General features: G+C 71.4%; 24 protein-coding genes. 10 read left to right on the plus strand and 14 right to left on the minus strand.

The genetic code is table 11. The features are described from left to right. Positions 1–62: 62 nt before the first annotated feature. The 5 genes from ACIREO_RS14970 to glnII all read right to left on the minus strand — a co-directional run bounded on the left by ACIREO_RS14970 (position 63) and on the right by glnII (position 6,214). Positions 63–1,988 (minus strand): hypothetical protein, encoded by a 1,926-nt coding sequence (locus tag ACIREO_RS14970; RefSeq protein ID WP_404109220.1) that lies wholly within the window; start codon positions 1,986–1,988, stop codon positions 63–65. A gap of 147 nt (positions 1,989–2,135) precedes the next feature. Next, a complete protein-coding gene (locus tag ACIREO_RS14975; protein ID WP_404109223.1) occupies positions 2,136–2,783 on the minus strand; it encodes a LuxR C-terminal-related transcriptional regulator in 648 nt (215 codons plus the stop codon). Next, the gene (locus ACIREO_RS14980; RefSeq protein WP_404109978.1) at positions 2,768–4,033 is read right to left on the minus strand and encodes a sensor histidine kinase; all 1,266 of its coding nucleotides are present in this window, start codon (positions 4,031–4,033) and stop codon (positions 2,768–2,770) included. The genes ACIREO_RS14975 and ACIREO_RS14980 overlap by 16 nt, the downstream gene beginning before the upstream one ends. Positions 4,034–4,209: 176 nt before the next feature. Beyond that, positions 4,210–4,824, minus strand: a complete 615-nt coding sequence (locus tag ACIREO_RS14985) for a winged helix-turn-helix domain-containing protein (RefSeq protein ID WP_404109226.1) — start codon at positions 4,822–4,824, stop codon at positions 4,210–4,212. A gap of 355 nt (positions 4,825–5,179) precedes the next feature. Beyond that, positions 5,180–6,214: a glutamine synthetase gene (glnII, locus tag ACIREO_RS14990; RefSeq protein WP_404109228.1), complete on the minus strand. Its 1,035-nt coding sequence runs from the start codon at positions 6,212–6,214 to the stop codon at positions 5,180–5,182. A gap of 205 nt (positions 6,215–6,419) precedes the next feature. Between glnII and ACIREO_RS14995 the strand changes: the two genes are divergently transcribed. After that, a complete protein-coding gene (locus ACIREO_RS14995; protein WP_404109231.1) occupies positions 6,420–7,343 on the plus strand; it encodes a Gfo/Idh/MocA family protein in 924 nt (307 codons plus the stop codon). 156 nt (positions 7,344–7,499) lie between these two features. Here the strand turns inward: ACIREO_RS14995 and ACIREO_RS15000 are convergent, their stop codons facing one another. Beyond that, positions 7,500–7,859: an arsenate reductase family protein gene (locus ACIREO_RS15000; RefSeq protein ID WP_404109234.1), complete on the minus strand. Its 360-nt coding sequence runs from the start codon at positions 7,857–7,859 to the stop codon at positions 7,500–7,502. A gap of 118 nt (positions 7,860–7,977) precedes the next feature. Between ACIREO_RS15000 and ACIREO_RS15005 the strand changes: the two genes are divergently transcribed. The 5 genes from ACIREO_RS15005 (at position 7,978) to ACIREO_RS15025 (ending at position 12,888) form a co-directional block, all read left to right on the plus strand. Further along, positions 7,978–8,247 (plus strand): hypothetical protein, encoded by a 270-nt coding sequence (locus tag ACIREO_RS15005; protein WP_362933898.1) that lies wholly within the window; start codon positions 7,978–7,980, stop codon positions 8,245–8,247. Positions 8,248–8,348: 101 nt separating this feature from the next. Next, positions 8,349–9,155: a hypothetical protein gene (locus tag ACIREO_RS15010; protein WP_404109237.1), complete on the plus strand. Its 807-nt coding sequence runs from the start codon at positions 8,349–8,351 to the stop codon at positions 9,153–9,155. A gap of 153 nt (positions 9,156–9,308) precedes the next feature. Continuing rightward, positions 9,309–10,172 (plus strand): arpA protein, encoded by an 864-nt coding sequence (locus ACIREO_RS15015; RefSeq protein WP_404109240.1) that lies wholly within the window; start codon positions 9,309–9,311, stop codon positions 10,170–10,172. Between the two features lie 56 nt (positions 10,173–10,228). Next, positions 10,229–11,035, plus strand: coding sequence for a class I SAM-dependent methyltransferase (locus ACIREO_RS15020; RefSeq protein WP_404109242.1), 807 nt, complete (start codon positions 10,229–10,231; stop codon positions 11,033–11,035). Between the two features lie 41 nt (positions 11,036–11,076). Further along, positions 11,077–12,888: a choline/carnitine O-acyltransferase gene (locus ACIREO_RS15025; protein ID WP_404109245.1), complete on the plus strand. Its 1,812-nt coding sequence runs from the start codon at positions 11,077–11,079 to the stop codon at positions 12,886–12,888. 83 nt (positions 12,889–12,971) lie between these two features. On the opposite strand, the gene ACIREO_RS15030 is transcribed toward ACIREO_RS15025, so the two are convergent. The 4 genes from ACIREO_RS15030 to ACIREO_RS15045 form a co-directional block, all read right to left on the minus strand. Further along, positions 12,972–13,547 (minus strand): TerD family protein, encoded by a 576-nt coding sequence (locus ACIREO_RS15030; protein WP_404109247.1) that lies wholly within the window; start codon positions 13,545–13,547, stop codon positions 12,972–12,974. A gap of 88 nt (positions 13,548–13,635) precedes the next feature. Continuing rightward, positions 13,636–13,878: a Sec-independent protein translocase subunit TatA gene (tatA, locus tag ACIREO_RS15035; protein ID WP_404109250.1), complete on the minus strand. Its 243-nt coding sequence runs from the start codon at positions 13,876–13,878 to the stop codon at positions 13,636–13,638. A gap of 147 nt (positions 13,879–14,025) precedes the next feature. Then, positions 14,026–16,680: a magnesium-translocating P-type ATPase gene (mgtA, locus tag ACIREO_RS15040; protein WP_404109253.1), complete on the minus strand. Its 2,655-nt coding sequence runs from the start codon at positions 16,678–16,680 to the stop codon at positions 14,026–14,028. Continuing rightward, positions 16,664–17,014, minus strand: a complete 351-nt coding sequence (locus ACIREO_RS15045) for an ArsR/SmtB family transcription factor (RefSeq protein ID WP_404109255.1) — start codon at positions 17,012–17,014, stop codon at positions 16,664–16,666. The genes mgtA and ACIREO_RS15045 overlap by 17 nt, the downstream gene beginning before the upstream one ends. A 158-nt stretch (positions 17,015–17,172) precedes the next feature. Here ACIREO_RS15045 and ACIREO_RS15050 point away from each other — a divergent pair, with 158 nt between their 5' ends. Then, positions 17,173–17,481, plus strand: a complete 309-nt coding sequence (locus tag ACIREO_RS15050; RefSeq protein WP_404109258.1) for an ArsR/SmtB family transcription factor — start codon at positions 17,173–17,175, stop codon at positions 17,479–17,481. Beyond that, on the plus strand, positions 17,478–18,599 hold the full coding sequence (gene arsB / locus ACIREO_RS15055) for an ACR3 family arsenite efflux transporter (RefSeq protein WP_404109261.1): 1,122 nt from the start codon (positions 17,478–17,480) through the stop codon (positions 18,597–18,599). Before ACIREO_RS15050 ends, arsB begins: the two co-directional genes overlap by 4 nt. Before the next feature lie 14 nt (positions 18,600–18,613). Here the strand turns inward: arsB and ACIREO_RS15060 are convergent, their stop codons facing one another. Continuing rightward, positions 18,614–18,979 carry an ArsR/SmtB family transcription factor gene (locus tag ACIREO_RS15060; RefSeq protein WP_404109264.1) on the minus strand — a complete coding sequence of 122 codons (366 nt, stop codon included), beginning with the start codon at positions 18,977–18,979 and terminating at the stop codon, positions 18,614–18,616. Positions 18,980–19,107: 128 nt separating this feature from the next. Between ACIREO_RS15060 and ACIREO_RS15065 the strand changes: the two genes are divergently transcribed. Next, positions 19,108–20,409: an NAD(P)-binding domain-containing protein gene (locus ACIREO_RS15065; RefSeq protein WP_404109267.1), complete on the plus strand. Its 1,302-nt coding sequence runs from the start codon at positions 19,108–19,110 to the stop codon at positions 20,407–20,409. Between the two features lie 94 nt (positions 20,410–20,503). Here ACIREO_RS15065 and glnA read toward each other — a convergent pair whose 3' ends face one another. Continuing rightward, positions 20,504–21,913: a type I glutamate--ammonia ligase gene (glnA, locus tag ACIREO_RS15070; RefSeq protein ID WP_404109270.1), complete on the minus strand. Its 1,410-nt coding sequence runs from the start codon at positions 21,911–21,913 to the stop codon at positions 20,504–20,506. Between the two features lie 222 nt (positions 21,914–22,135). Here glnA and ACIREO_RS15075 point away from each other — a divergent pair, with 222 nt between their 5' ends. Next, entirely contained in the window at positions 22,136–22,603 is a 468-nt protein-coding gene (locus ACIREO_RS15075; RefSeq protein ID WP_404109272.1) for an RDD family protein, read from the plus strand. A 108-nt stretch (positions 22,604–22,711) separates the two neighbouring features. Here the strand turns inward: ACIREO_RS15075 and ACIREO_RS15080 are convergent, their stop codons facing one another. Together ACIREO_RS15080 and ACIREO_RS15085 are read right to left on the minus strand one after the other, a co-directional pair. Next, complete coding sequence (locus tag ACIREO_RS15080; protein ID WP_404109275.1) at positions 22,712–23,419, minus strand: DUF4191 domain-containing protein; 708 nt, start codon at positions 23,417–23,419, stop codon at positions 22,712–22,714. Between the two features lie 30 nt (positions 23,420–23,449). Continuing rightward, complete coding sequence (locus ACIREO_RS15085) at positions 23,450–23,650, minus strand: hypothetical protein (protein ID WP_404109278.1); 201 nt, start codon at positions 23,648–23,650, stop codon at positions 23,450–23,452.

Consider the following 23,650-nt stretch of genomic DNA (forward strand, 5'->3'; position numbering starts at 1 on the left):
CCGTCAGACCCTAAGGCGTACGTCGGCGCCCCTGCCGGGGTGGCCGCCCCGTGCGGACCGCCTCAGCGCAGAGAGCCCACCCGGCTGCCGTCCGCCAGCAGCCCGTCCAGCCGGGGCCGGTCGCCCTCGTCGGCGGGCAACGCCAGCAGCCGCCCGGCGACCCGGCCGGTCACCCCTCCGCTCGCGGTCAGGGCGGTGAACTGCCGTGAGCCCGCCGCCAGTACGTACCACCGCCCGCCGTCCGACTTCCACAGCACACCGGCCAGCACCCGCGGTCTGCGTATCCCGCAGTCCGGCGAGTCCTCGGCGCGGGCCGCGACCGCCGCCGGCGCCCCGGTGCCGCCCGACAGCTCGGGCGGCGCCTGGAACTGCGCCAGGACCCTGCTGCCCGTGCCCCGCCAGGTGTCGGCCCGGGTGCAGAACCACAGGGCGTCCCCCTCGCCCTCCGGCAGCCGCTGCTTCGCGTACGGCCAGGAGTTCACGCTCCGGACGCCGTTGGACCGCACCGCCGGCAGAAGACAGGCGGTGCGCGCCCAGCTCTCGCGCTCCGCCCGGCCCGACACGTCGTGCGGAGCGGACGGCGCACCGGAGGTGAGGCGTACGGGCGTGAGCTCACCGAGATCCGTCATCAGCCGCGCCGCGGTGTCGTCACGCATCTCGAGGGCCTGCCAGGAACGGCAGTCCGCCCGGCCGCCCTCCTCGGTCTCCGGCTCCGTCAGCGGGTCCGTCACCCCGTGACGGTCGCGGGGCAGCGGCCTGGCCTTCCCGTGCGGTGCGAGCAGGTCACGTACGCCGACGTCACGCACCCAGGGCGCGGTCAGATAACGGACCCGGCCGGTGCGGCGCTGCACCACCAGCGCACTCGCCGCCGCCGGGCCCGCCCCGTCCACCCGGGCGAAGTCGAGTGCGGCACCCCCGGACGGATCGGCGTTGCGCGGCTCGGCGTAGCGCACGACACGCAGGCCGTCGTGGAACAGCACCACCGCCGCCCGCCCGACCTCGCCCGCGTACAGCAGCTGCGGCGGCCCCATCGGCGGCCCGTCGGGTGTCCCGGGCGTCGCCGACGCGGCCACCGCCGGGCCGGGCCGTGCCCACGCGGCGAGAGCGCGGCCCAGCAGCCCGGTGTCCCCGGTGCGGTCGCCGCGCGTGGGCCAGACGGTGAAGTCCCTGCGTGTGGAAGTCCGCCAGAGCCCCCCGGGCACCCGCCGCAACGCGTCCGGGTCCAGGGCCTGCTGGGCGGTGGGGTTGCGCGAGTAGAGCGGTGCGGACGAGGCGCTGGGGCCGCCCAGGCCGTCCCCCGGCATCAGCAGCAGCGTCCCGCAGACCAGCAGGGCGCATGCACCGGCCAGGAGCGTACGCCCGCGCCGCCGGCGGCGCGCCGGATCGGTCGGCCTGACCTGGAGGGAGCACGGGTCGAACTCCGGCGAGGCCAGCAGGGTGTAGGGCGCCGTGAGCGCGTCGGCCTCCAGCAGCGCCGCCCGCGGATCGTCGATGCCCGCCGCGTCGAGAACGCGGCACACCTCGGCGTCGCCGAGCCCCTCGAGCCCACGCAGCACATGAGCGGCCCGGCAGGGCCCGGACGCCTCGCCCAGGGCCTGCTCCAGAGCCAGCTCGTCCGCACCGCAGGAGTGCGGGAACAGCCGCAGCCCCCACACCTGCGGCACCAGCGGCGGGAACTGCGCCCGCCTCGGCCGGCCGAACCTGAACAGCGGCAGCCCCGCCTCCAGCGCGGAACGCAGCACCCGCAGCCGTACGTCCGCGTACGCGCCCCCCGGGTCCGCGGACCGCCCGCCGGCCAGCGCCCGCTGGGCCAGCCAGTGGGCCGACAGCACCCGGCGGTTGCGGCCCAGCGAGGGCGCGAGCACGAGATACGCGAGCCGCACCAGCCGGGCGTAGTGCTCGGCGGGCGCGGCCTCGGCCCGCTCCCCGGTCGCCTCCTGCGCGTACGGGCGGCCGGTGGACGGCGGTACTGCTCGCAGTGAGGGCATATTCAGCTGAACGAGCGAATCGTGCGATGGTCACTCCGGCGTGCGCGCTCCGGGGCGTGTTGTGCGTTTCCCCGCAGGCACCGGGAACGCGGGGCACGATGACCGTACGGCCCAGCGGCTGGACCGGCTTCTCGACCGGCCCGGGGATCAGCCCTGGTCGAGGTAGGCGAGGACCGCGAGCACACGGCGGTTGTCGTCGTCGGACACGGGCAGGCCGAGCTTGCTGAAGATGTTCGAGGTGTGCTTGGCCACCGCCCGCTCGGTGACCACCATCTGCGAGGCGATCGCCACGTTGGAACGGCCCTGGGCCATCAGCTCCATGACCTCACGCTCCCGGGGCGTCAGGCCGCCCATCGGCTTGTCCGCCGAGCGTCGTGACAGCAGTTGCGAGATGACCTGCGGATCCATCGCCGTGCCCCCGGCGGCGACCCGGCGCACCGCGTCGATGAACTGGTCGGCGTCGAACACCCGGTCCTTCAGCAGATAGCCGATGCCGCCGTTGCCGTCGGCCAGCAGCTCCCGGGCGTACAGCTGCTCCACATGCTGCGACAGGACGAGCACCGGCAGGCCGGGTCTCCGGCGGCGGGCGGCCAGCGCGCACTGGAGGCCCTCGTCCGTGTGGGACGGCGGGAGCCGGACGTCGACGACGGCGACGTCCGGCTCCAACTCGGCCAGGGCCTTGGTCAGCTCGGGCCCCGTCTCGACTGCCGCGGCGATCTCGAAATCGTAGGCTTCGAGCATCCGTACGAGGCCGTCGCGGAGCAGGAAGAGATCTTCGGCTAGGACAACGCGCAAGGGATCTCCATGGTCACCATGGTGGGGCCGCCCGCAGGACTGCTGACGGCCAGTACGCCGTCGAATGTACCCAGCCGGCGTTCGATGCCGCTCAGTCCGGAGCCGGCCCCGATGTCCGCACCGCCCCTGCCGTTGTCCGTGACGGAGATCCGCAGCATGCCCTCGGCGTGGTGCACGTCCACCCACAGACGGTCGGCCTCCGCGTGCTTCACCACGTTGGTCAGGGCCTCGCTCACGGCGAAGTACGCCGCCGACTCGACCGGTGCGTCGGCGCGGGCCGCGAGGTCCACGGTCACCTCGGACGTGATCGGCAGCCGCAGCGCCAGCGCCTTCACCGCGTCCCCGAGGCCACGCTCGGCGAGCACCGGCGGGTGGATGCCCCGTACGAGATCACGCAGCTCGGTGAGGGCCTCCGCGGAGGACGTACGCGCCATGGCCAGCAGCTTCTTCGCCTCCGCCGGGTCCTTCTCGACGAGCGCCTCGATCGTCCCGAGGTTCATGCCCATGGCGACCAGCCGTGCCTGCGCCCCGTCGTGCAGATCCCGCTCGATGCGCCGCAGTTCGGATGCCGCCGTGTCCACCGCCTCGTGGCGGGTCTCGGTGAGCCGTTCGATGCGCTGCGCGAGCTCCTCCGGGGTGGGCGACAGCGCCGACCTGGCGAGCACGAAGTGCAGGCGCAGCAGGGGCTTGCTCGCGAACAGCCCGACATGGAAGATCACGATGCCGAGCGCCGCTGCGGCCAGGCCCGTCATCTGGCTGTCCACCGGGACGAAGCCGTACCAGTACGTGCTGTCCTCGAACACCCGCCACAGTCCCGCCGCCAGGACCAGCCCCTCCAGCGGGTAGACCAGCAGCGCGAAGGCGAAGACCAGCAGTGTGTAGCCCGCCGTCATGTCGACCAGCAGCCACCGCAGGTCGCGCCAGGTCGCCGGGTCCTTCAGCAGCAGTGTGGTGCGCTCGACCTGTCCGGTGAACCCGGAGCGCACATCCTTCGGGAACTGCCGGTAGGGGACCGGGATGCGGATGTCCGACCAGGTCGCCGCGAGCAGCCGGCGCTGGTTGGCGTGCCTGCGCACGGCCTCCATGATCCACGGCGTGGTGACCAGCCCGACCCCGAGCAGGACGAAGCTGATCGAGAGGACCGACAGGACGAAGAGGGTGGCCGAGCCGGCGATGCTCGCGAAGGAGAGGACGAACGCCCGCCCGCCGGCCAGCATCGCGGTCCGTACCCGGCTCTGTGCCGATTTCATCATGGTGCCTCTCCTTGCCGGGCCCCACGCCGGATCCCGTTCGACACACAGTCTCGCCTCTGCGCCGGGGGCGCCGTCAGCCGTTCCACCACCCGACGGAGGTGTACCTGGCACCACCATCGGAACGGCGGGAGGCCCCGGGCAGGAACCCGGGGCCTCCCGTACGAGCGGTGTGATCAGGGGGCGTACTTGTAGCCCACGCGCCGCACGGTCTGGATCGACCGGCGGTGCTCGGCGCCCAGCTTGCGGCGCAGCCGGGCCACATGGACGTCGACGGTGCGCCCGTCGCCCACATGCCCGTAACCCCAGACCGTCGTCACCAACTGGTCGCGGGTGTGCACCCGGTGCGGGTGCGCCACCAGGTGCGCCAGCAGCTCGAACTCGAGGTAGGTGAGTTCGAGGGTGACGCCGTCCACGGCGGCGGTGCGCCGCGTCGAGTCGATCAGGACGGGGCCGCCCGCCGGCTCCGGGACGAACTCCCGGTTCCGGGCGGAGGCCACGGCCCCGGCGAGGGCCGGCTGCTGGTCGGCGGGCACGAGCACCAGGTAACCGACCATCGGAGGCCGTCCCGGCAGGGCGGGCAGTGTGTGCTGGGGCGCGGGCAGCCAGGTGGCGCCGGGCGGCAGGAAGCCGGCCACGTCCGAGAGCTCGACGACCTCGTCACGGTCGACGGCACGCAGCCGGGGGCGGTTGGGGGACAGGGAGTCGCGGGCGGTGGTGGTGGCCGCAGCGGACACCGCGGACGCCGCGGTGACGGCGGACGCGGTGGAGAAGGTACGGGTGTTCGCCATGAGGGTCAGCTCTTTCGCGCGAGGAGTCGTCCAGGACGTACGTCGTGCGCGCGGGCCGAAGGCCGGGTGATGCGGCTTTAGAGGGCCTGCGCGTTCCACGCGCGGCAACACACCCGGTCGAAGTCATGGTGCTGACGAGAGGGCCAGAACGGCTCGAGGTCGCTGCGACCCGACGCGGTGTGCTGGAAGCTGGCCATGTCCCCATTGAAGCAGAGATTGCGGCTGTGCAGGAGAGTCCTCTCACCCGTCGATACGGACCGCCGTGTCAGGTTCCTCACGCCCCCCTCCCGTACCGCCGGGCATGCCGGAGGGGCGCCCGCGAGCAGGCGCCCCTCCGAACCGGTCCGGTGACGGATCAGACCTGGCCGGCCTTCTCCAGCGCGGTGCAGCAGGTGTCGACGATCAGCCGCGTGACCACGTACGGGTCGACGTTGGCGTTCGGGCGACGGTCCTCGATGTAGCCCTTCCGGTCCTGCTCGACCTGCCACGGGATACGGACCGAGGCGCCGCGGTCGGAGACGCCGTAGCTGTACTCGTTCCACGGGGCGGTCTCGTGCAGACCGGTCAGGCGGTCGTCGATGCCCGCGCCGTAGTGCTTGACGTGGTCCATCGGCTTCGAGCCCTCACCGAGCGACTCGGCCGCGGTGATGATCGCCTCGTACCCCTCGCGCATCGCCTTCGTGGAGAAGTTGGTGTGCGCGCCCGCGCCGTTCCAGTCGCCCTTGACGGGCTTCGGGTCCAGGGTCGCGGAGACGTTGAAGTCCTCGGCGGTGCGGTAGAGCAGCCAGCGGGCGATCCACAGGTGGTCGGAGACCTCCAGCGGCGAGACCGGGCCGACCTGGAACTCCCACTGGCCGGGCATGACCTCGGCGTTGATGCCGGAGATGGCGAGGCCCGCCTTCAGGCAGTTGTCCAGGTGCTTCTCGACGATGTCGCGGCCGAAGATCTCGTCGGAGCCCACGCCGCAGTAGTAGCCGCCCTGCGCGGCCGGGAAGCCGCCCTCGGGGAAGCCGAGCGGACGGTGCCCGTCGAAGAAGGTGTACTCCTGCTCGATGCCGAAGATCGGCTCCTGGGACCCGAACTGCTCGGCGACCGGACGCAGCGACGCACGGGTGTTGGACTCGTGCGGAGTCATGTCGATGTGGAAGACCTCGCACAGGGCGAGGATGTCGTCACCGCCGCGGATCGGGTCCGGACACGCGAAGACCGGCTTCAGGACCCGGTCGGAGGCGTGGCCCTCGGCCTGGTTGGTGCTCGAACCGTCGAAGCCCCAGATGGGCAGATCCGCCACGCCCTGCGAGGGGCTGCCGGCCATGATCTTCGTCTTGGAACGAAGCTTGGCGGTCGGCTCGGTGCCGTCGATCCAGATGTACTCAGCCTTGAACGTCACGGACGCCATCCTTTGCGGGTGCTGCGGTCTATGGTGCGCAGCTTGGCAAGACGCGATTTCCCGACCGTTGCCCGGATGTGAACCCCGTGTTACCGAGGTTTCGTGAAGGTGCCGGACGGCAGGTCCCCGCCGCCCGATGCCGTCTCACCCTGCGTCGCACTGGATACGTTCCGCGCCGGCGACCCGGCCCGGGCAGACTGGCGGCATGACCACACACCCGGATTCCGCCGCACCGCTGCGCGTCGGCCTCGTCGGGGCGGGCCCCTGGGCGCGCCTCACCCACGCCCCCGCCCTCGCCGCCCACCCCGCCGCCGTGCTGAGCGGCGTATGGGGCCGCCGCCCCGCGGCGGCGGACGCGCTCGCCGCCGCCCACGGCACCGAGGCGTACACCGGCGAGGCGGGCATCGACGCGCTCCTGGCCGCGAGCGACGCGGTGGCGTTCGCCGTGCCACCCGACGTCCAGGCGCCCCTGGCCGCGCGCGCCGCCGAGGCCGGATGCCACCTCCTGCTGGACAAGCCGGTCGCCACCACCGTGGCGGGCGCGCGCGAGGTCGCCGATGCCGCCGAGCGGGCCCGGGTCGCCTCCGTGGTCTTCTGCACCCTGCGGTTCGCCCGGGGCACGGACGGGTGGATCGCCGAGCAGGCAGCGGCGGGCGGCTGGTTCACGGCACGCGCCCTGTGGATGGGCGCGCTGTTCGCCCCGGGTGCGACCAGCGAGTTCGGCGCCTCGCCCTGGCGCCGCGAGAAGGGCGGCCTCTGGGACGTGGGCCCGCACGCGCTCTCGGTCCTGATCCCGGTCCTGGGCGATGTGACGGAGGTGGTCGCGGCCCGTGGCCCGGCCGACACCACCCATCTGCTGCTGCGCCACACCTCCGGCGCGTCGAGCACGGTGACGCTCGCCCTGGGCGCACCGGAGGGCGCGGCCGGCACCGAGGTCGAGTTCCGGGGCGAGCGGGGCGTGTCCTCCCTGCCGACGGGAGGCGGCGACGCGCTCGGCGCGTTCGGGGCGGCCGTGGACGCACTGGCCGAAGCCGCGCGTACGGGGGTGGCCCACCCCTGCGACGTGCGCTTCGGGCTACGTCTCACCGAGGTGCTCGCGCAGGCGGAGGAGGCTGTGGGGCGGGCCTGACCGGGTAGGCCCGGGCGGCGGCGGGCAAGGCGAGCCGGCAAGCGGCAGGCCGGTCTCCGTAAGCGGCGCGTGGCCCTGCAGAAGAAGCCGGCGCGTCCGGTCGTGGGCCTGTTGGTGGCCGTGCACCTGTTGTACCCGGAAGCCACGGGGCCGTCGTCAGCGCCCCAGCGCGTCCCGGACCGCATCGTCCGTCCGCGCCACCACGGCAGAACCGTCCTGCGCGGTGATGATCGGACGCTGGATCAGCTTCGGGTGTCCGGACAGCGCCGTGATCCACCGCTCGCGCGAACCGGCGTCCTTCGCCCACTCCTTGACCCCGAGCTCCTTCGCCTCCGCCTCCTGGGTGCGGGTGATGTCCCACGGCTCCAGGCCGAGACGGTCGAGCACGGCCCGGATCTCCTCGGCCGACGGCACGTCCTCCAGATAGCGGCGGACGGTGTATTCGGCGCCCTCCGCGTCGAGCAGACTCACCGCGCTGCGGCATTTGGAACAGGCGGGATTGATCCAGATCTCCATGGGGCCAGGGTACGGGAGGGATCCCCGAAAGCGCCTCTGGCCAGGGGTGATTGTCAGTGGTGGGCAGTAAGATGGAGGTAGTTCGTGAGGGTTCCACCACCGTGCCAGGAGGTTGCCGATGGCCGTTGCCACAGTCACGACCCAGCCGCTCCACAAGCCGCTGCGGAAGAAGCCGCTCCCCGCGGGCCGGCCCCGCGAGTGGTATGTCTCCCACAACCGCCGCCTGAAGGCCATGCGCCTGGCGATAGCCCTGCTCGACACCGGGGTGTACCAGCCGTCGAGCGCCGACAACGCCCGCATCCGCGCGACCGCCGACCGTCTCGCCATCCACCCGCCGTCCGACACCACCTGCCGCATGGTCCGTGCCCTGATCCGCTACGGCCGCTGACCCTGCCGTCCGTGCTCCCGCCGTCCGTGCCCCCGGAGGAGGAACCGGGGGCACGGACGGCGGCTCCACCGCCGTGCGGGACGGGTGCGAGACTGCACGCCATGTCTCTCGCCGACCTGACCTTCGTCCGCTGGCGCGCCCTGGACGCGGCCACCGCCGGGCGGTACGCGGACGAGGCCGCCCGCCGGGCCGACGGCCGGCTCATCCGGCTGGACACCTCTCCGCACCCGGGCGGCGGCGGGCACCGCGCGGTGATCGAGCGGGCCGGTGAGCTCTATGCCCTGGTGCCGGGCGGTGAGGTGACCGTCGGCTTCGACGTGGACGCCTGGCAGCCGCTGCCGGAGCAGCTCGTCTCCTACCGGGAGGAGAGCCTCGCGGGCGGCTTCGGCTTCGAGACGGACCCACGCGACCGTCTCGCGCGGGTGATGACCCCGCCGCGCACGGTCACCCTGCCGACGGTGCTGATGGCGGTGGAGCCCAGGAAGCTCCCCGAACTCCCCGCGCTCGTACCCGCGCTGCTCGCCGGGGACGGCCTGCGGCTGCCCAGCCCCGACGAGTGGGAACACGCCTGCGGGGCCGGCGCCCGCACACTGTTCCGCTGGGGCGAGGGCTATCCGGCGGACGTGCCCCCCTACGGCGGCGACAAGGGCCCGCACCACCCGCCGAACGCCTTCGGGCTGCACATCGCCTTCGACGTCTACGACACCGCCGAGATGACCTCGGATCCCGCCTCCGTCTACGGCGGCGACGGGGGAGAGGCGGTCTGCGGGGGCTACGGCTCGCTGCTCGAATGGCTGCCCCTGGCCACCGCCAACCGCAATCCGGCCACGGCCGAGTTCCTCGACGGGCCCGAGGGCGAGGACATGTTCGCCGACTTCAACGCACGTCCCGTCATCGGTCTCGACTGACTCGATTCACCGCACGCGGCCGGAAAGGGCCTCTGGCCACCGCACACTCTCTCCGGAAGTGTGACGTGTCACAGACAACGCAACAGGGCTGTGGGAACTTCAACTCTGTTACCCGTCAGTTGAGTTACCGACGTCCACGCGTGAGAGGGTCGAATGAGCACTCTGCAAGCCATCACGCTCGACCAAGTGGTCGACACGGACCACTACCCCCTGTCGGATCCCGAGAGTGCCGAAGCCCGCGCCGTGGTGGCGCGGGCGAGGCGCGAACTGGCCGTGGCCGGCTGCACCGTACTGCCGGACTTCGTCCGGCCCCGGCTCCACGAGGCCCTGCGGCAGGAGTGTGCCGCCCTCGCCCCGCACGCGTACTTCGACGTCGAGACGGTCAACGTCTACAACATCGATGTGGACGCGGACCTGCCCGAGCACCACCCCGGCCGGCGTACCTTCGAGCGCGGCAACGCGTTCGTCGCCCGCGACCGCATCCCCGGGGACTCCCTCATCGGCAGCCTCTACGCCCACGAGGCGTTCCAGCGCTTCGTCGCCGACTGCTTAGGGCTGCCACGCCTGTACGAGCTCGCCGACCCGCTCTCGGGGCTCGTGCTCAACGTCGTACGGCCGGGCATGGAGCATCCCTGGCACTTCGACACCAACGAGTACACGGTCAGCATGCTGACCCAGGAGGCACAGGAGGGCGGCTCCTTCGAGTACTGCCCGAACATCAGGTCCGCCACCGACGAGCGCTTCGACGACGTCCGGGACGTCCTGGACGGCAAAGGCGCCCCGGAGCGCCTGCCCCTGCACCCGGGCGACCTGCAGCTGTTCAAGGGCCGCTACTCGCTGCACCGGGTCAGTCCCGTCCATGGCGGCCTCGCACGTCACAGCGCGATCTTCGCCTACAGCGAGCGCCCCGGCGTCATCGGGAGCGTGTCACGCACCCGGCAGCTGTTCGGCCGCGTACTGCCCGAACACCTGGCGGCGGACGGCCGGTCCGTACGGGGGGACCAGCTTCTGGACTAGATGTACGGCGAACGGTCCCAGGCACTGCCACGCGCGCCCCCACCGAGGAGAAGACCTTGCGTCTCGACGCGTCCGGAAAAGTCTCGCTGGACCACATCTACACCGCACCCGACCCCCGCACCTACTTCCAGGTGCTCCGCCCGCTCGGCTACTGCGTCCCCCAACTGGCCAAGCCCTACTTCGACAAGCTCGTCAAGGAGTACCGGGAGACCGAGAAGGTGGCCGTCCCCCGGGTGCTGGACATCGGCTGCTCGTACGGCATCAACGCGGCCCTGCTCAAGTACGACACCACGATGGACGAGCTGTACGCGCGCTACGACGGCAGCGGCCCCGGATCCCGCGCCGGGCTGCTGGAGCGCGACCGCGGTCTCGCCCGCTCCCGGAGGCCCGCACAGACCCTTCGCTTCACCGGCCTGGACGCCTCCGCCAACGCCCTGGCCTACGCCCATGAAGCCGGGTTCCTCGACGACACCGTCGACGCCGACCTCGAGACGGACGACCCCACCCCCGCGCAGCGGGACCGGCTCGCAGGGACGGACCTGGTGATCTCCACGGGCTGCGTCGGCTACGTCACCGAGCGCACCCTCACGCGTGTCGTCCGCGCGCAGGACGGCCGCCTCCCCTGGATGGCGCACTTCGTGCTGCGGATGTTCCCCTTCGACCCCGTCGAGAACGCCCTCGAAGAGCTGGGTTACCGGACGACCCGGGTCGACGGGGTCTTCAAGCAGCGCCGGTTCGCGGGCCCGCAGGAACAACGGGGCGTCCTGGACAGCCTCGCCGCGGCCGATGTCGACGCGAGCGGACTGGAGGAGGACGGCTGGCTCTACGCTCAGCTCTATCTCTCCAGGCCGCAGCACAGGTAGACCACCCGAGAAAAGCCCGACTCACCGAGAAGAGAGCCGCATTGAACGTCAGTCAGGAAGCAGCAGCCGGCGCGACCTTCGCCCGTGAAGGCAGTCTTCCGCGTGTGCCGCTGCCCACGCTCGATGCGAGCTGCGAGAGGTTCCTCGCCTGGTGCGCCCCGTTGCTGACCGCGGAGGAGCGGGCCGCGACCGAGGCCGAGGTCACCGCCTTCCTGCGGCCCGGCGGCCCCGGCCGGACGCTGCACGCGGCGCTCGAGGAGTACGACGCGACGGAGGGAGTGCACAGCTGGCTCGACACCTTCTGGCCGTACCGCTACCTCGGCCGCAGGGACCGGATCGCGCTCAACGCCAACTTCTTCTTCCTTTTCCAGGACACCGGCCAGGGACAGCTCGACCGTGCGGCCGGTCTCGTCGCGGGGGCGCTGCACTACAAGAGGCAGCTCGACGAGGGGCTGATCGCACCGGTCGAGCAGCGCGGCGTGCCCCAGTCGATGGTGCAGAACGCGTATCTCTTCTCCACGACCCGTGTCCCCGGGGTGCCGCTGGACACGGTGCGCGCCCCGTACAGCGAACAGGCGCCCGGACCCTCCACGGCCCGGCACATCGTGGTGTTCTTCCGGGGCACCATGTTCCGGCTGGACGTGCTCGGCCCCGACGGCGTCCCGCACACCCTCGACGAGATCGAGGCCGGGCTGCGGGCCGTCACCAAGGCCGACATCCACACGGCCGAGGAGGACCGGGCCGGCCATCTCACCACCATGGCGCGCGCCGAATGGGCGGCCACCCGGGCGTCCCTCGTCGACGGCCACCCCGGCAACGCCCGGACGCTGGACGACATCGAGACCGCGCTCTTCTGCGTCTGCCTGGAGGACTTCGCTCCGGAGGACACCCAGGCCGCGTGCGACGAACTGCTCCACGGGGACCGCGGCAACCGCTGGTTCGACAAGGCCGTCTCCTTCGTCGTCCACGCGGACGGCCGGGCCGGTATCAACGTCGAGCACTGCGAGCTGGACGGTACGACGATCCTCAGCTTCACCGACGCCCTGCTCGGCACCCCGCCCCAGGAGCACTCCCGCCGGTCCGGGGCGCGCGCCCAGGGCGTGCCGGTGCCGCACCCGCTGACCTTCGAGCTGGACGCGTCCCAGCGGGCGCAGGTCCGCACCGCGGCCGAGGCGTTCGCCGCGTACGGCAGAGACACCGCCACCCGCACCGTGTCGTTCGGTGACTTCGGCAGTACGGCGGCCAAGGCGCTCGGAGCGTCCCCGGACGCCTTCGTCCAGGCGGCGTACCAGCTGGCCCACCAGCGGGCCAAGGGCCATCTGGGAGCCACGTACGAGTCGATCGCCACCCGTCAGTACCGGCACGGCCGGACCGAGGCGATGCGTGTCGTCACCCCCGAGATGCTCGCCTTCGTCGCGGCGATGGACGACCCCACTGCCGGCCGGGACAGCCGCCGGGCGGCGTTCCGGGCCGCCGCGTCCGCCCATGTGGCCCGTGCGAGGGAATGCCAGGCGGGCGGGGCCCCCGAGCAGCACCTCTGGGAGCTGGAACTGATCCAGCGCCGCCGGGGCGAGGAGCTGGGCGTGCGCGAACAGCCCGCTCTGTACCGCTCCCCGGGCTGGCTCACCATGCGGGACGACTACCTGAGCACGAGCTCGGCACCGTCGGAGAACATCCAGTACTTCGGCTTCGGCTCCACGAGCAGCAAGTGCATCGGCATCGCCTATGTCCTGCTGCCCGACCGCTTCAACCTCTACCTGAGCACCCCGCGGGCGGTGGCCGGCCAGATGCACGCCTTCGCGGACCGCCTCCGCGCAGCGGTCGCCGAACTCCGCGAACTGCTGGCGGACTGACCGGAGTCACCCGGGGACGAAGGCGGGCGGGGGAGTGCGTCCCCCGGCCCGCCTTCGGCTTGCGACGTACGCCCGCCGCCGCGTCAGATGTTGACGCCGAAGTCGGCGGCGATGCCGGCCAGACCGGAGGCGTAGCCCTGGCCCACCGCGCGGAACTTCCACTCGCTGCCGTGGCGGTAGAGCTCGCCGAAGACCATGGCGGTCTCCGTCGAGGCGTCCTCGCTCAGGTCGTAGCGGGCCAGCTCGGCGTTGTCGGCGCGGTTGATCACCCGGATGAAGGCGTTACGGACCTGGCCGAAGCTCTGCCCGCGTGCGGGGGCGTCATGGATGGAGACGGGGAAGACGATCTTCGCGACCTCGGCAGGCACGGACGCCAGGTCCACGTTGACGGACTCGTCGTCCCCCTCGCCCTCGCCCGTGAGGTTGTCGCCGGTGTGCTGGACCGAACCGTCGGGGCTGGTGAGGTTGTTGTAGAAGACGAAGTGGCGGTCGGAGACGACCTTGCCGGCTTCGTCGCACATCAGGGCGCTGGCGTCGAGGTCGTGATCAGCGCCGGTGGTGGTGCGCACGTCCCAGCCGAGTCCGACCGTCACGGCGGTGAGGCCGGGGGCCTCCTTGCTGAGCGATACGTTGCCGCCCTTGGCCAGGCTGACTCCCACGGTGTTCCTCCATTGTCTCTGGATCTGCAGTCATCCGGTTCAACGCCGGAGCGGCCCTTAAGGTTCCATCTATTGCGCAACTTGGAAACTATCGAGCGGTCGGCGTGGCAGCCTCGGATGTGGTCCGTGCGGCCCCGGCTGTGGCCGGTTCGGAAGGGGCGGCGCCGGGTGTCGCGCCGTCCTCCTTCATCGCCTTCGTCTCGCTCTTGAGGATCCGGAGTGACTGGCCCAGCGCGCGGGCGGAGTCCGGCAGCTTCTTCGATCCGAACAGCACGATGACCACGATCGCCAGGACCAGTAGGTGCCAGGGTTCAAGTCCGTTGCGGAGCATTGCCGCACCGCCCCTTCTCTCATCGGTACGGGCGTGCGCACCGGCGGAGTGCGACGCACGTCTTAAAGGTTGCTAGATTGCGCAACTGTACAAGCTCGGTGCGGGTTCAGTCGTCCCTCCGCCATGGCCGGACGAACGCAGGCACGCCTACCGCCCGGTGCCGGGCCTGTCGTAACGGGACCGGGCGGCCGCCAGCGCCACCGTGTACAGGGCGAGGACCCCGGCGAGCAGCGGGTAGTACAGCGGCGGCAGCGCGGTCAGGCCGAGCAGCGGTCCGAGCGGGGAGGGCGGCAGGAGGATGCCGATGACGGCCAGGCCTGCGGCGGCCCAGCGGACCGGGCTCCCGGTACGGCCCTCGGCGGTGCGGCGGCCGGCGCGCAGCAGCAGCATCACCAGCGCCTGCGTGAGCAGGTTCTCGGTGAACCACCCGGAGTGGAAGGCGGCCTGCCCGGAGTCGGCGGTGTCGTGCAGGGCGAGCGCGAGGACGCCGAAGGTGGCCAGGTCGGCCGCGGCCCCCAGCAGCCCGAATCCCGTGATGAAACGGAGGAAGTGGCGGGGTTGCAGCACCGTCGGCCTCCGGAGCGTGCCGGGGTGGAGCCGGTCGAAGGCGAAGGCGAGCTGGGCGGCGTCGAAGCACAGGTTCTGGACCAGTATCTGCGCCGGGAGCATCGGCAGGAAGGGCAGCATCAGGCCGGTCGCGAGCATCGCGATCACGTTGCCGAGGTTGGAGGAGAGCGTGATGCGCAGATAGGTGGCGATGTTCACGCTGCTGTAGCGGCCGGAGTTGATCGCATGGGCGATGGCCGTGAGGTCCTTCTCGGCCAGGACCACATCGGCGCTCTCGTGGGCGACGTCCACGGCGTCGCGCGGACAGATACCGACATCGGCCGCGTGGAGTGCGGGAAGGTCGTTGACGCCGTCACCGAGGAACCCGGTGGTGTGCCCGTCGGCGCGCAGCGCGGAGATGATCCGGGCCTTGTGCTCAGGGGCGCAGCGCGCGAAGACGGTGGTGCGGCGGGCGAGGTCCGCGAGCTCGGAGTCCGTGACGCCCTCGATGGCGTCGGCGGTGAGGACGGCGCCGGGGTCGAGGCCGAGGTCCCGGCAGGCGCGGGCGGCCGTGCCCGGGTGGTCACCCGTGAGGATCTTGACGGTGACGCCCCGGTCCGCGAGGACATCCAGGGCGTCCGCCGCGGTCGGGGCGAGGGCGTCGCGCAGGGCGACGAAGCCGATGAGCGTGAGCCCCCGCTCGTCGGCCGGGGTGTAGTCGCGGTTCCGGGCGTGCCGTTCGGCGGTGGCGACCGCGAGGACTCTCATGCCGTCACGTGCCTCCCGCGCCGCGAGCGAGAGCAGCCGGGCCCGCTCGTCCCCGGTGAGCGCGCAGCGGTCGAGCACCTCCTCCACGGCGCCCTTGACGACCATCGTGTGGAGCCCGAGACGGCCCGGGCGGCGTACGACCGCGGTGGAGAGACGCCGTACCGGATCGAAGGGCAGCGCCGCCACACCTTCGTACGACAGCGGCTCGTCCTCCTCGACGGCGTCCAGGATCGCCTCGTCCAGAGCGTCAGGGGCGGGCAGGTCGGCGAGCTGGAGCGTCCACCAGGCATTGACACCGGCCCAGTGCAGCACGCCGGGATCCGGACGGCCCCGCACGTCCAGCGCGTGGTGGAGGACCGGCCGGTCCTGGGTGAGGGTGCCCGTCTTGTCGAGGCACAGCACATCGACCGCGCCGAGATCGTGCAGCGCGGGGAGCCGCTTGACGATCACCCTGTGGTCACGGGCGAGGAGGGCCGCCCCACGGGCCAGGGCGGTGGTGACGATGACCGGCAGCATCTCCGGGGTGAGTCCGACCGCGACCGCCACCGCGAACGGCAGCATCTCGAAACCCCTGCCGCGCAGCGCCGCGTTGGCCATGAGCGCCAGGGGCGGGGTCAGCAGCATGAAGCGGATGAGGACCCAGGAGATCCCGTGCACCGACTGGTCGAACGCGCTGGCCGCGCGCTGCCCCGGGCCGCTCCGGGTGGCGGCGAAGCGGGTGTGCGCACCGGTCGAGACGACCACCGCGGTACCGCTGCCCGCTCCCACGCTGCTGCCCTGGAAGCACAACTGCGGCTGGTCGAACAGTCCGACCTGCTCCACCGGTACGTCGACGGGGTACTTGGCCACCGGGGCCGACTCTCCCGTCAGCGGGGCCTGGTGCACCGTGAGGCCGCTCGCGCGAAGGAGCCGTACATCGGCGGGGACCAGGTCACCCGGGCCGAGGCGGATCACATCGCCCGGTACCAGCTCGTCGACCGGGATCTCCCGTGACCGGGGCGCCGCGTCCTCCGCCGTGCGCCGCAGCACGGTCGCCGTGGTCGCCACCAGCTTCCGCAGCGCGGCCACGGACCGGTCGGCCCGGCGCTCCCCGCCGGCACGCAGGACGCAGCTGACCACCACCAGGGAGAGGATCACGCTCGCGGTGCCCCAGGCCGCCACGGTGGCCGACACCAGTCCCAGACACAGCAGGACGACGGTGAACGGATCCCGCAGGCTTCCCGCGAGGCGGCCGGACCAGGAGGCCGTCCGCCGTGACGACACCGTGTTCTCGCCGAACCGGGCGAGCCGTTCCCCGGCTCCCGCCTCGACGAGCCCGCGGGGCCCGCTGTCCAGCCGCCGCAGCACCTGGAGGGAGGTGAGTTCGGGCCAGGGCGGCGATCCGTCGCCCGGCCGGGGAGCCGTGTCCGACGGGCGCCGCGCCCACTGTCCACCGGGGCCCGCAGGATCGGTACTGCCGGACGCTGCGGTCTCAGGCACCGATGTCACGGATGCGGGGGGCCGAAGCGTGCGCGGCACGGGTGGTCAGCTGGCCGATCATCAGCCGCACCACCGTCACCACGTCGGGGTCGTCGACGAAGTAGACCTGTCGTCGCCCCTCCCGCCGGGAGCGTACGAGGCCGGCGAGTTTCAGTTTCGTCAGATGCTGGCTCACCGCGGGCAGCGCTCCGCCCACGCGCTGGGCGAGCCCGCTCACATCACTCTCGCCCTCCGCCAGCGCCCACACGATGTGCAGGCGCGGTGGCGATGCCAGCAGCCCGAAGGCCGCAGCCGCGTCCGTCAGCACCTCGGCGGGCGGATCGTCGGAGCCCCCTGCTGCCACCTTCGCTCTCCTGTCCGGCGTGGGCCGCGCTGTCGGACCCGAAGGGTCTCAGTGTAGGGGCCTCGCGAATACCGGATCCGCCGCTCCGGAGCCGCCGGGCGGTACAGAGGTTCAGCCCCCGCTGATGTCAGCGAGCGATGATGTGACAGTATCAGCGCATGCTGACATCAGTGGATCCTGATCTGGTCCGGGTGCTGAGCGACCCGCTCCGCCTCCGGATCGTGACCCTGCTGGCCCGCGAGACCCTGTGCACGACCCACCTGGTCGCGGAGACCGGGGCGAAGCAGACCAACCTCTCCAACCACATGAAGGTCCTGCGCGAGGCCGGACTGGTGGAGACCGAGCCCTGCGGCCGCTTCACCTACTACAAGCTGCGCCCCGAGGTCCTCGCCGGCCTCTCGGAGCAGTTCGCGGCGCTCGCCGAATCCGCTCGCACCTCTTCCGAGAACAAGAGGGCCTGCCCGTGACCTCCGCCGAGCCCACCACCACCCCCTCCGGCGCAACGCCGGAGGCCGGAGCGGACGACTCGATCGTCAAGAAGCTCTCCACCCTGGACCGCTACCTCGCGGTGTGGATCCTGCTGGCCATGGCCGTCGGCCTGGGGCTGGGCCGGCTGGTCCCCGGGATGAACGACGCACTGGCGAAGATCGAGACCGGCGGGATCTCCCTGCCGATCGCGCTCGGCCTGCTGGTGATGATGTACCCGGTCCTGGCCAAGGTCCGCTACGACAGGCTCGACCGTGTGACCAGCGACCGCAAGCTGCTGGTCTCCTCGCTGGTCATCAACTGGATCATCGGCCCCGCCGTGATGTTCGCCCTGGCGTGGATCTTCCTGCCCGACCTGCCCGAGTACCGCACCGGCCTGATCATCGTCGGCCTCGCCCGCTGCATCGCCATGGTCATCATCTGGAACGACCTCGCCTGCGGCGACCGCGAAGCCGCAGCGGTCCTCGTCGCCCTCAACTCCGTGTTCCAGGTCCTCGCCTTCGGCCTGCTCGGCTGGTTCTACCTCGACCTGCTGCCCCGGTGGCTGGGCCTCGGCGACGGGCAGGGCCTGGACGTGTCCGTGTGGCACATTGCGTTGAACGTCGTCATCTTCCTCGGCGTCCCTCTGCTCGCCGGCTTCCTCACCCGGCGCATCGGCGAGAGGAGAATGGGACGCGAGAGTTACGAGGCGAAGTTCCTGCCGAAGGTCGGCCCCTGGGCGCTGTACGGACTGCTGTTCACGATCGTCGTCCTCTTCGCGCTCCAGGGGAGGACGATCACCTCGCAGCCGCTGGACGTCGTGCGCATCGCGCTGCCGCTGCTCGTCTACTTCGCGATCATGTTCTTCGGCAGCTTCCTCCTCGGCAAGGCCCTTGGCCTCGCCTACGACCGCACCGCGACGCTGGCGTTCACTGCGGCGGGCAACAACTTCGAGCTGGCCATCGCCGTCGCCATCGCCACCTTCGGCGTCACCTCCGGGCAGGCCCTCTCCGGCGTGGTCGGCCCGCTGATCGAAGTCCCCGTCCTGATCGGACTCGTGTACGTCGCGTTGGCCTGGCGCAGGAGGTTCGCCGCAGGCGCCCCGGGCGGGGAGGCCTGACGCACCGCCCGGTATCAGGTGCGCAGGTCGAGCATGGCGGACATGGCCGCCACGACGGACGGGGCGACCCGGTAGTAGACCCAGGTCCCGCGCCGCTCCGAGGTCAGCAGGCCGGCCTCGCGCAGCTTCTTCAGATGGTGGGAGACCGTCGGCTGGGAGACGCCGACGTCGGAGATGTCGCACACGCACGCCTCGCCGCCGGGGTGCGAGGCGACCTTGGAGAACAGGCGCAGCCGCACCGGGTCGGACAGCGCCTTGAACATCACGGCCATCCTCTCCGCGTCGTCCTGCGACAGCTCACCCGAAGTGATCGGCGGGCAGCACGGCACCACGGCGCCCGCGTCCAGGACGGGCGGCTCCACAACCTCAGAATTCGACATACGTCTATGTTGACATCCGTCGATGCGAAGTGCCAGGCTTCGAATATAGACAAACATCGAAACAGCGACCGGGTGTGTTCGCTCATTCCTCGCTCATCCGTCGCCCGTCCTAGGAGGGCATCACCGCCATGACCACCACTGCAGACCTGCCGGTCGTCGTCATCGGGGCCGGCCCCGCCGGGCTGGCGGCCGCCGCCCACCTGGTCGGGCGCGGCATCCAGCCACTGGTCCTGGAAGCAGGGCTCACCGCCGCCACCGCGGTACGCGACTGGTCACACGTGCGGCTGTTCTCCACCTGGGGAGAGCTCGTCGACCCGGCCGCCGAGAAGCTCCTGGCGCCGACCGGCTGGGCGAGGCCCGACGCGGACACCTACCCCACGGGCGGGGACTGGGTCGCGCGGTACCTCCAGCCACTCGCCGAAGCCCTGGGGGACAAGGTCCGCCACGGCGCCACCGTCACCGGCGTCTCCCGCCTCGGCCGGGACAGGATCGTCGACGCGGACCGCGAGCAGCAGCCCTTCACGATCCGCCTCACACGCGCCGACGGCGCCGAGGAGCGGATCCTCGGCCGGGCCGTGATCGACGCGTCCGGTACGTGGTCGACCCCCGGTCCGGCCGGCGCCGACGGACTGCCCGCCCTGGGCGAACGCGCCGCCTCCGCCCGCGTCTCCTACCGCATCCCCGACCTGAAGGACCCCGCGGTCCGCGCCCGGTACGCAGGCAGGCGCACCGCTGTCATCGGCTCCGGCGCCTCCGCGTTCACCGTCCTGGCCGGCCTCGCCGACGTAGCGAAGGACGCACCCGGCACGCACTCGGTGTGGGTCCTGCGCCGTGGCATCAGCGGATCCACCTTCGGCGGCGGCCCCGCCGACCAGCTCCCCGCCCGGGGCGCCCTGGGCCTGGCCGCCAAGGCCGCCGTCGACGACGGATACGCCGACGCCGTCACCGGTTTCCGTACCGAGGCCATCGAGCCCACCACCGACGACCGTCTGACCCTCGTCGGTGAGCACGGCCGGCGCCTCGACCCGGTGGACGAGGTCATCGTCCTGACGGGCCTGCGCCCCGACCTGTCCTTCCTGTCGGAGCTCCGCCTGGCCCTGGACGAGCGCCTCCAGGCCCCGGTGGAGCTCGCCCCGCTCATCGACCCGAACCAGCACTCCTGCGGCACCGTCCACCCGCACGGCCACCGCGAACTGTCCCACCCCGAACAGGGCGTCTACCTGGTCGGTACGAAGTCCTACGGACGTGCCCCCACCTTCCTCGCGATGACCGGCTACGAGCAGGTCCGCTCGGTCGCCGCCGCCATCGCGGGCGACACCGAGTCCGCCGGCCGCGTCGAACTCACCCTCCCTGAGACCGGAGTATGCGGCGGCGCCGGACTCTTCGACGACCCCGCCGCAGAACAGGCCGGCGGCTGCTGCGGGTCCTGAACCAACGGGCCCCGGCAGGGCGCACACGCGAGGGCCGCCACCCCCGGCCAGGGGATGGCGGCCCTCACATGTGTTCCTGCGAACTACCGCGCGCCTAGAGGTCGAAGTACAGCTCGAACTCGTGCGGGTGCGGGCGCAGCTGGATCGGGGCGATCTCGTTCGTGCGCTTGTAGTCGATCCACGTCTCGATCAGGTCGGGCGTGAAGACGCCGCCGGCCAGGAGGTACTCGTGGTCGGCCTCGAGCGCGTCGAGGACCGCCGGGAGCGAGGTCGGGACCTGCTGGACGCCCGCGTGCTCCTCGGGGGCCAGCTCGTAGAGGTCCTTGTCGATCGGCTCCGGGGGCTCGATCTTGTTCTTGACACCGTCCAGGCCGGCCATCAGCAGGGCCGAGAACGCCAGGTACGGGTTCGAGGACGGGTCGGGGGCGCGGAACTCGACGCGCTTCGCCTTCGGGTTGGAGCCCGTGATCGGGATGCGCATCGCGGCGGAGCGGTTGCGCTGCGAGTACACCATGTTGACCGGGGCCTCGAAGCCGGGGACCAGGCGGTGGTAGGAGTTCACCGTCGGGTTGGTGAAGGCGAGCAGCGACGGGGCGTGCTTCAGGATGCCGCCGATGTAGTAGCGCGCCATGTCCGACAGGCCCGCGTAGCCCTGCTCGTCGTAGAACAGCGGGTCGCCACCGGCCCACAGGGACTGGTGGACGTGCATGCCCGAGCCGTTGTCACCGAAGATCGGCTTCGGCATGAAGGTCGCGGTCTTGCCGTTGCGCCAGGCGACGTTCTTCACGATGTACTTGAAGAGCATCAGGTCGTCGGCCGCGGCGAGCAGCGTGTTGAACTTGTAGTTGATCTCGGCCTGGCCGGCGGTGCCGACCTCGTGGTGCTGGCGCTCGACCTGCAGGCCGTTCTTGTCCAGCTCCATGGAGATCTCGGCACGCAGGTCGGCGAAGTGGTCGACCGGCGGCGTCGGGAAGTAGCCGCCCTTGTAGCGGACCTTGTAACCACGGTTGTTCTCGACCGCACCGGTGTTCCAGGCGCCGGCCTCGGAGTCGATGTGGTAGAAGCTCTCGTTCGCCGACGTCTGGAAGCGGACGTTGTCGAAGACGTAGAACTCCGCCTCGGGGCCGAAGTACGCGGTGTCGGCGATGCCGGTCGAGGCGAGGTAGGCCTCGGCCTTCTTGGCCACGTTCCGAGGGTCACGGCTGTACTGCTCGCCGGTGATCGGGTCGTGGATGAAGAAGTTGATGTTCACCGTCTTGTCGCGGCGGAACGGGTCGAGCCGAGCCGTGGACAGGTCCGCACGGAGCGCCATGTCCGACTCGTGGATGGCCTGGAAGCCGCGGATCGACGAGCCGTCGAAAGCCAGTTCCTCGGCCGGGTCGAAGATCGCCGCCGGAATCGTGAAGTGCTGCATCACGCCCGGCAGGTCGCAGAACCGGACGTCGACGAACTTGACGTCGTTGTCGGCGATGTACTTATGGACTTCGTCGGCGTTCTGGAACATCCAACTCCTCCTACTCCCGACCCGGGAAAGGGCGGGGTTGCAGCTCGTCTGTGTGGCCAGTGCGGTGGCACACGCTGGACCCGACCATAGGTAGACAGGATTTCTCCAGCATGACCCATTTGTTTCGCACAAGTTAACCAGGGCGGCAGTGTGCGGCACCTCAGCGACGTGTCCGCCGCCCCGGCCGGTCGGGTGCGGAGGCGGGAGCAGTACCGTGGACGGGTGGACAACAGGCAAGCAATCGGATCGTGGCTCTCGGGGCCGCGCGCGGCGGCCGAGGACATGGGCGCCGACTTCGGTTACCGGGGCGAGCGCCTCGGTCTGCCCCAGGAAGGCCCGGGTGCCGTGGCCCCGCTCGGCCGGCGCTTCGGGGCCCTCTTCATCGACTGGATCGTGTGCATGGTGATCGCATACGGCCTGCTCGCTCGTGGTGACCAGCAGACGGCCGGGAACTGGGCGCTCGGCGTCTTCCTCGTCATGAGCCTGCTGACGGTCGGAACGGTCGGTTCCACCCCCGGCAAGCGGATTCTGGGCCTGCGGGTCATCGCCGAGGACGGCGGACGGCTCGGTGTCGTGCGGGTCGTCGTGCGGAGCGTGCTGCTCGTCCTGGTGATCCCGGCCATCGTCTGGGACCGCGACAGCCGTGGCCTCCACGACCGGCTGGCCCGCGCCGTCCAGGTCCGTATCTGAGGCCTGGCGGGACGGCGCCTCTGCGGGACACGTCCGCGGGCGTGTACGCAGAGGAGCGGCCCCGGACGCGTACGTCGTCCGGGGCCGCTCCTCTGCGTATACGTTCGGTCAGCGCATCTTTCCGCCGCGCGGCATCCGCATGCCCTTCGGCATCGGGCCCTTGGGCAGCGGCATGTTGCTCATCAGGTCGCCCATCGCCCGGAGCCGGTCGTTGGCGGCGGTCACCTGCGGGCCGGTCAGGACCCGCGGAAGCTTCAGCATCGTGGTGCGCACCTTCTTCAGCGGCACCTGGCCCTCGCCGTCGCCGACGATGATGTCGTGCACCGGTACGTCGATGACGATGCGGGCCATCCGCTTCTTCTCGGCCGCCAGCAGGCTCTTCACCCGGTTCGGGTTGCCCTCCGCCACCAGGACGATGCCGGCCTTGCCGACCGCCCGGTGGACGACGTCCTGGTTACGGTTCATCGCGACGGCCGGAGTCGTGGTCCAGCCACGGCCCACCCGGTCCAGCACCGCCGCGGCCGCGCCGGGCTGCCCCTCCATCTGGCCGAAGGCCGCGCGCTCGGCACGCCGTCCGAAGATGATCGCCATCGCGAGGAAGGCCAGGACGAAGCCCAGGATGCCCGCGTAGACCGGGTGACCGACCAGGAAACCGATCGCGAGGAGGACACCGAAGGTGACGATTCCCACACCCGCGACGACAAGACCCACCTTGGGATCCGACCGCCTGGTCATCTTGTAGGTCAGGGCGATCTGCTTGAGCCGCCCCGCGTTCTCGGCGCTGTCCGCGCCTTCAGTGTTTGCCTTCCTCGCCATGTGCCGAAGTTTACGTGGCCCTGGAGCGACCTAGGAACGGTGGTCGGCCACAGCCTTCAGCACATGGTCCGCCTCGACCCGGTCCTGTGCCCTGCGGCGGTCCTCGAGGACCGCCGTCCAGGCGTTGCGGCGGGCGGTGCGCTGGCCGCTGCTCAGCAGCAGTGACTCGACCGCGCGGAGCGCGGTGGTGACGGTCGGGATGGCACTGGCTCGTACCGGTGCGGCGTGCAT

Origin of the sequence: Streptomyces sp. NPDC102441 (assembly GCF_044765585.1) — a bacterium.
In the GTDB taxonomy this organism is placed as follows: Bacteria; Actinomycetota; Actinomycetes; order Streptomycetales; family Streptomycetaceae; genus Streptomyces.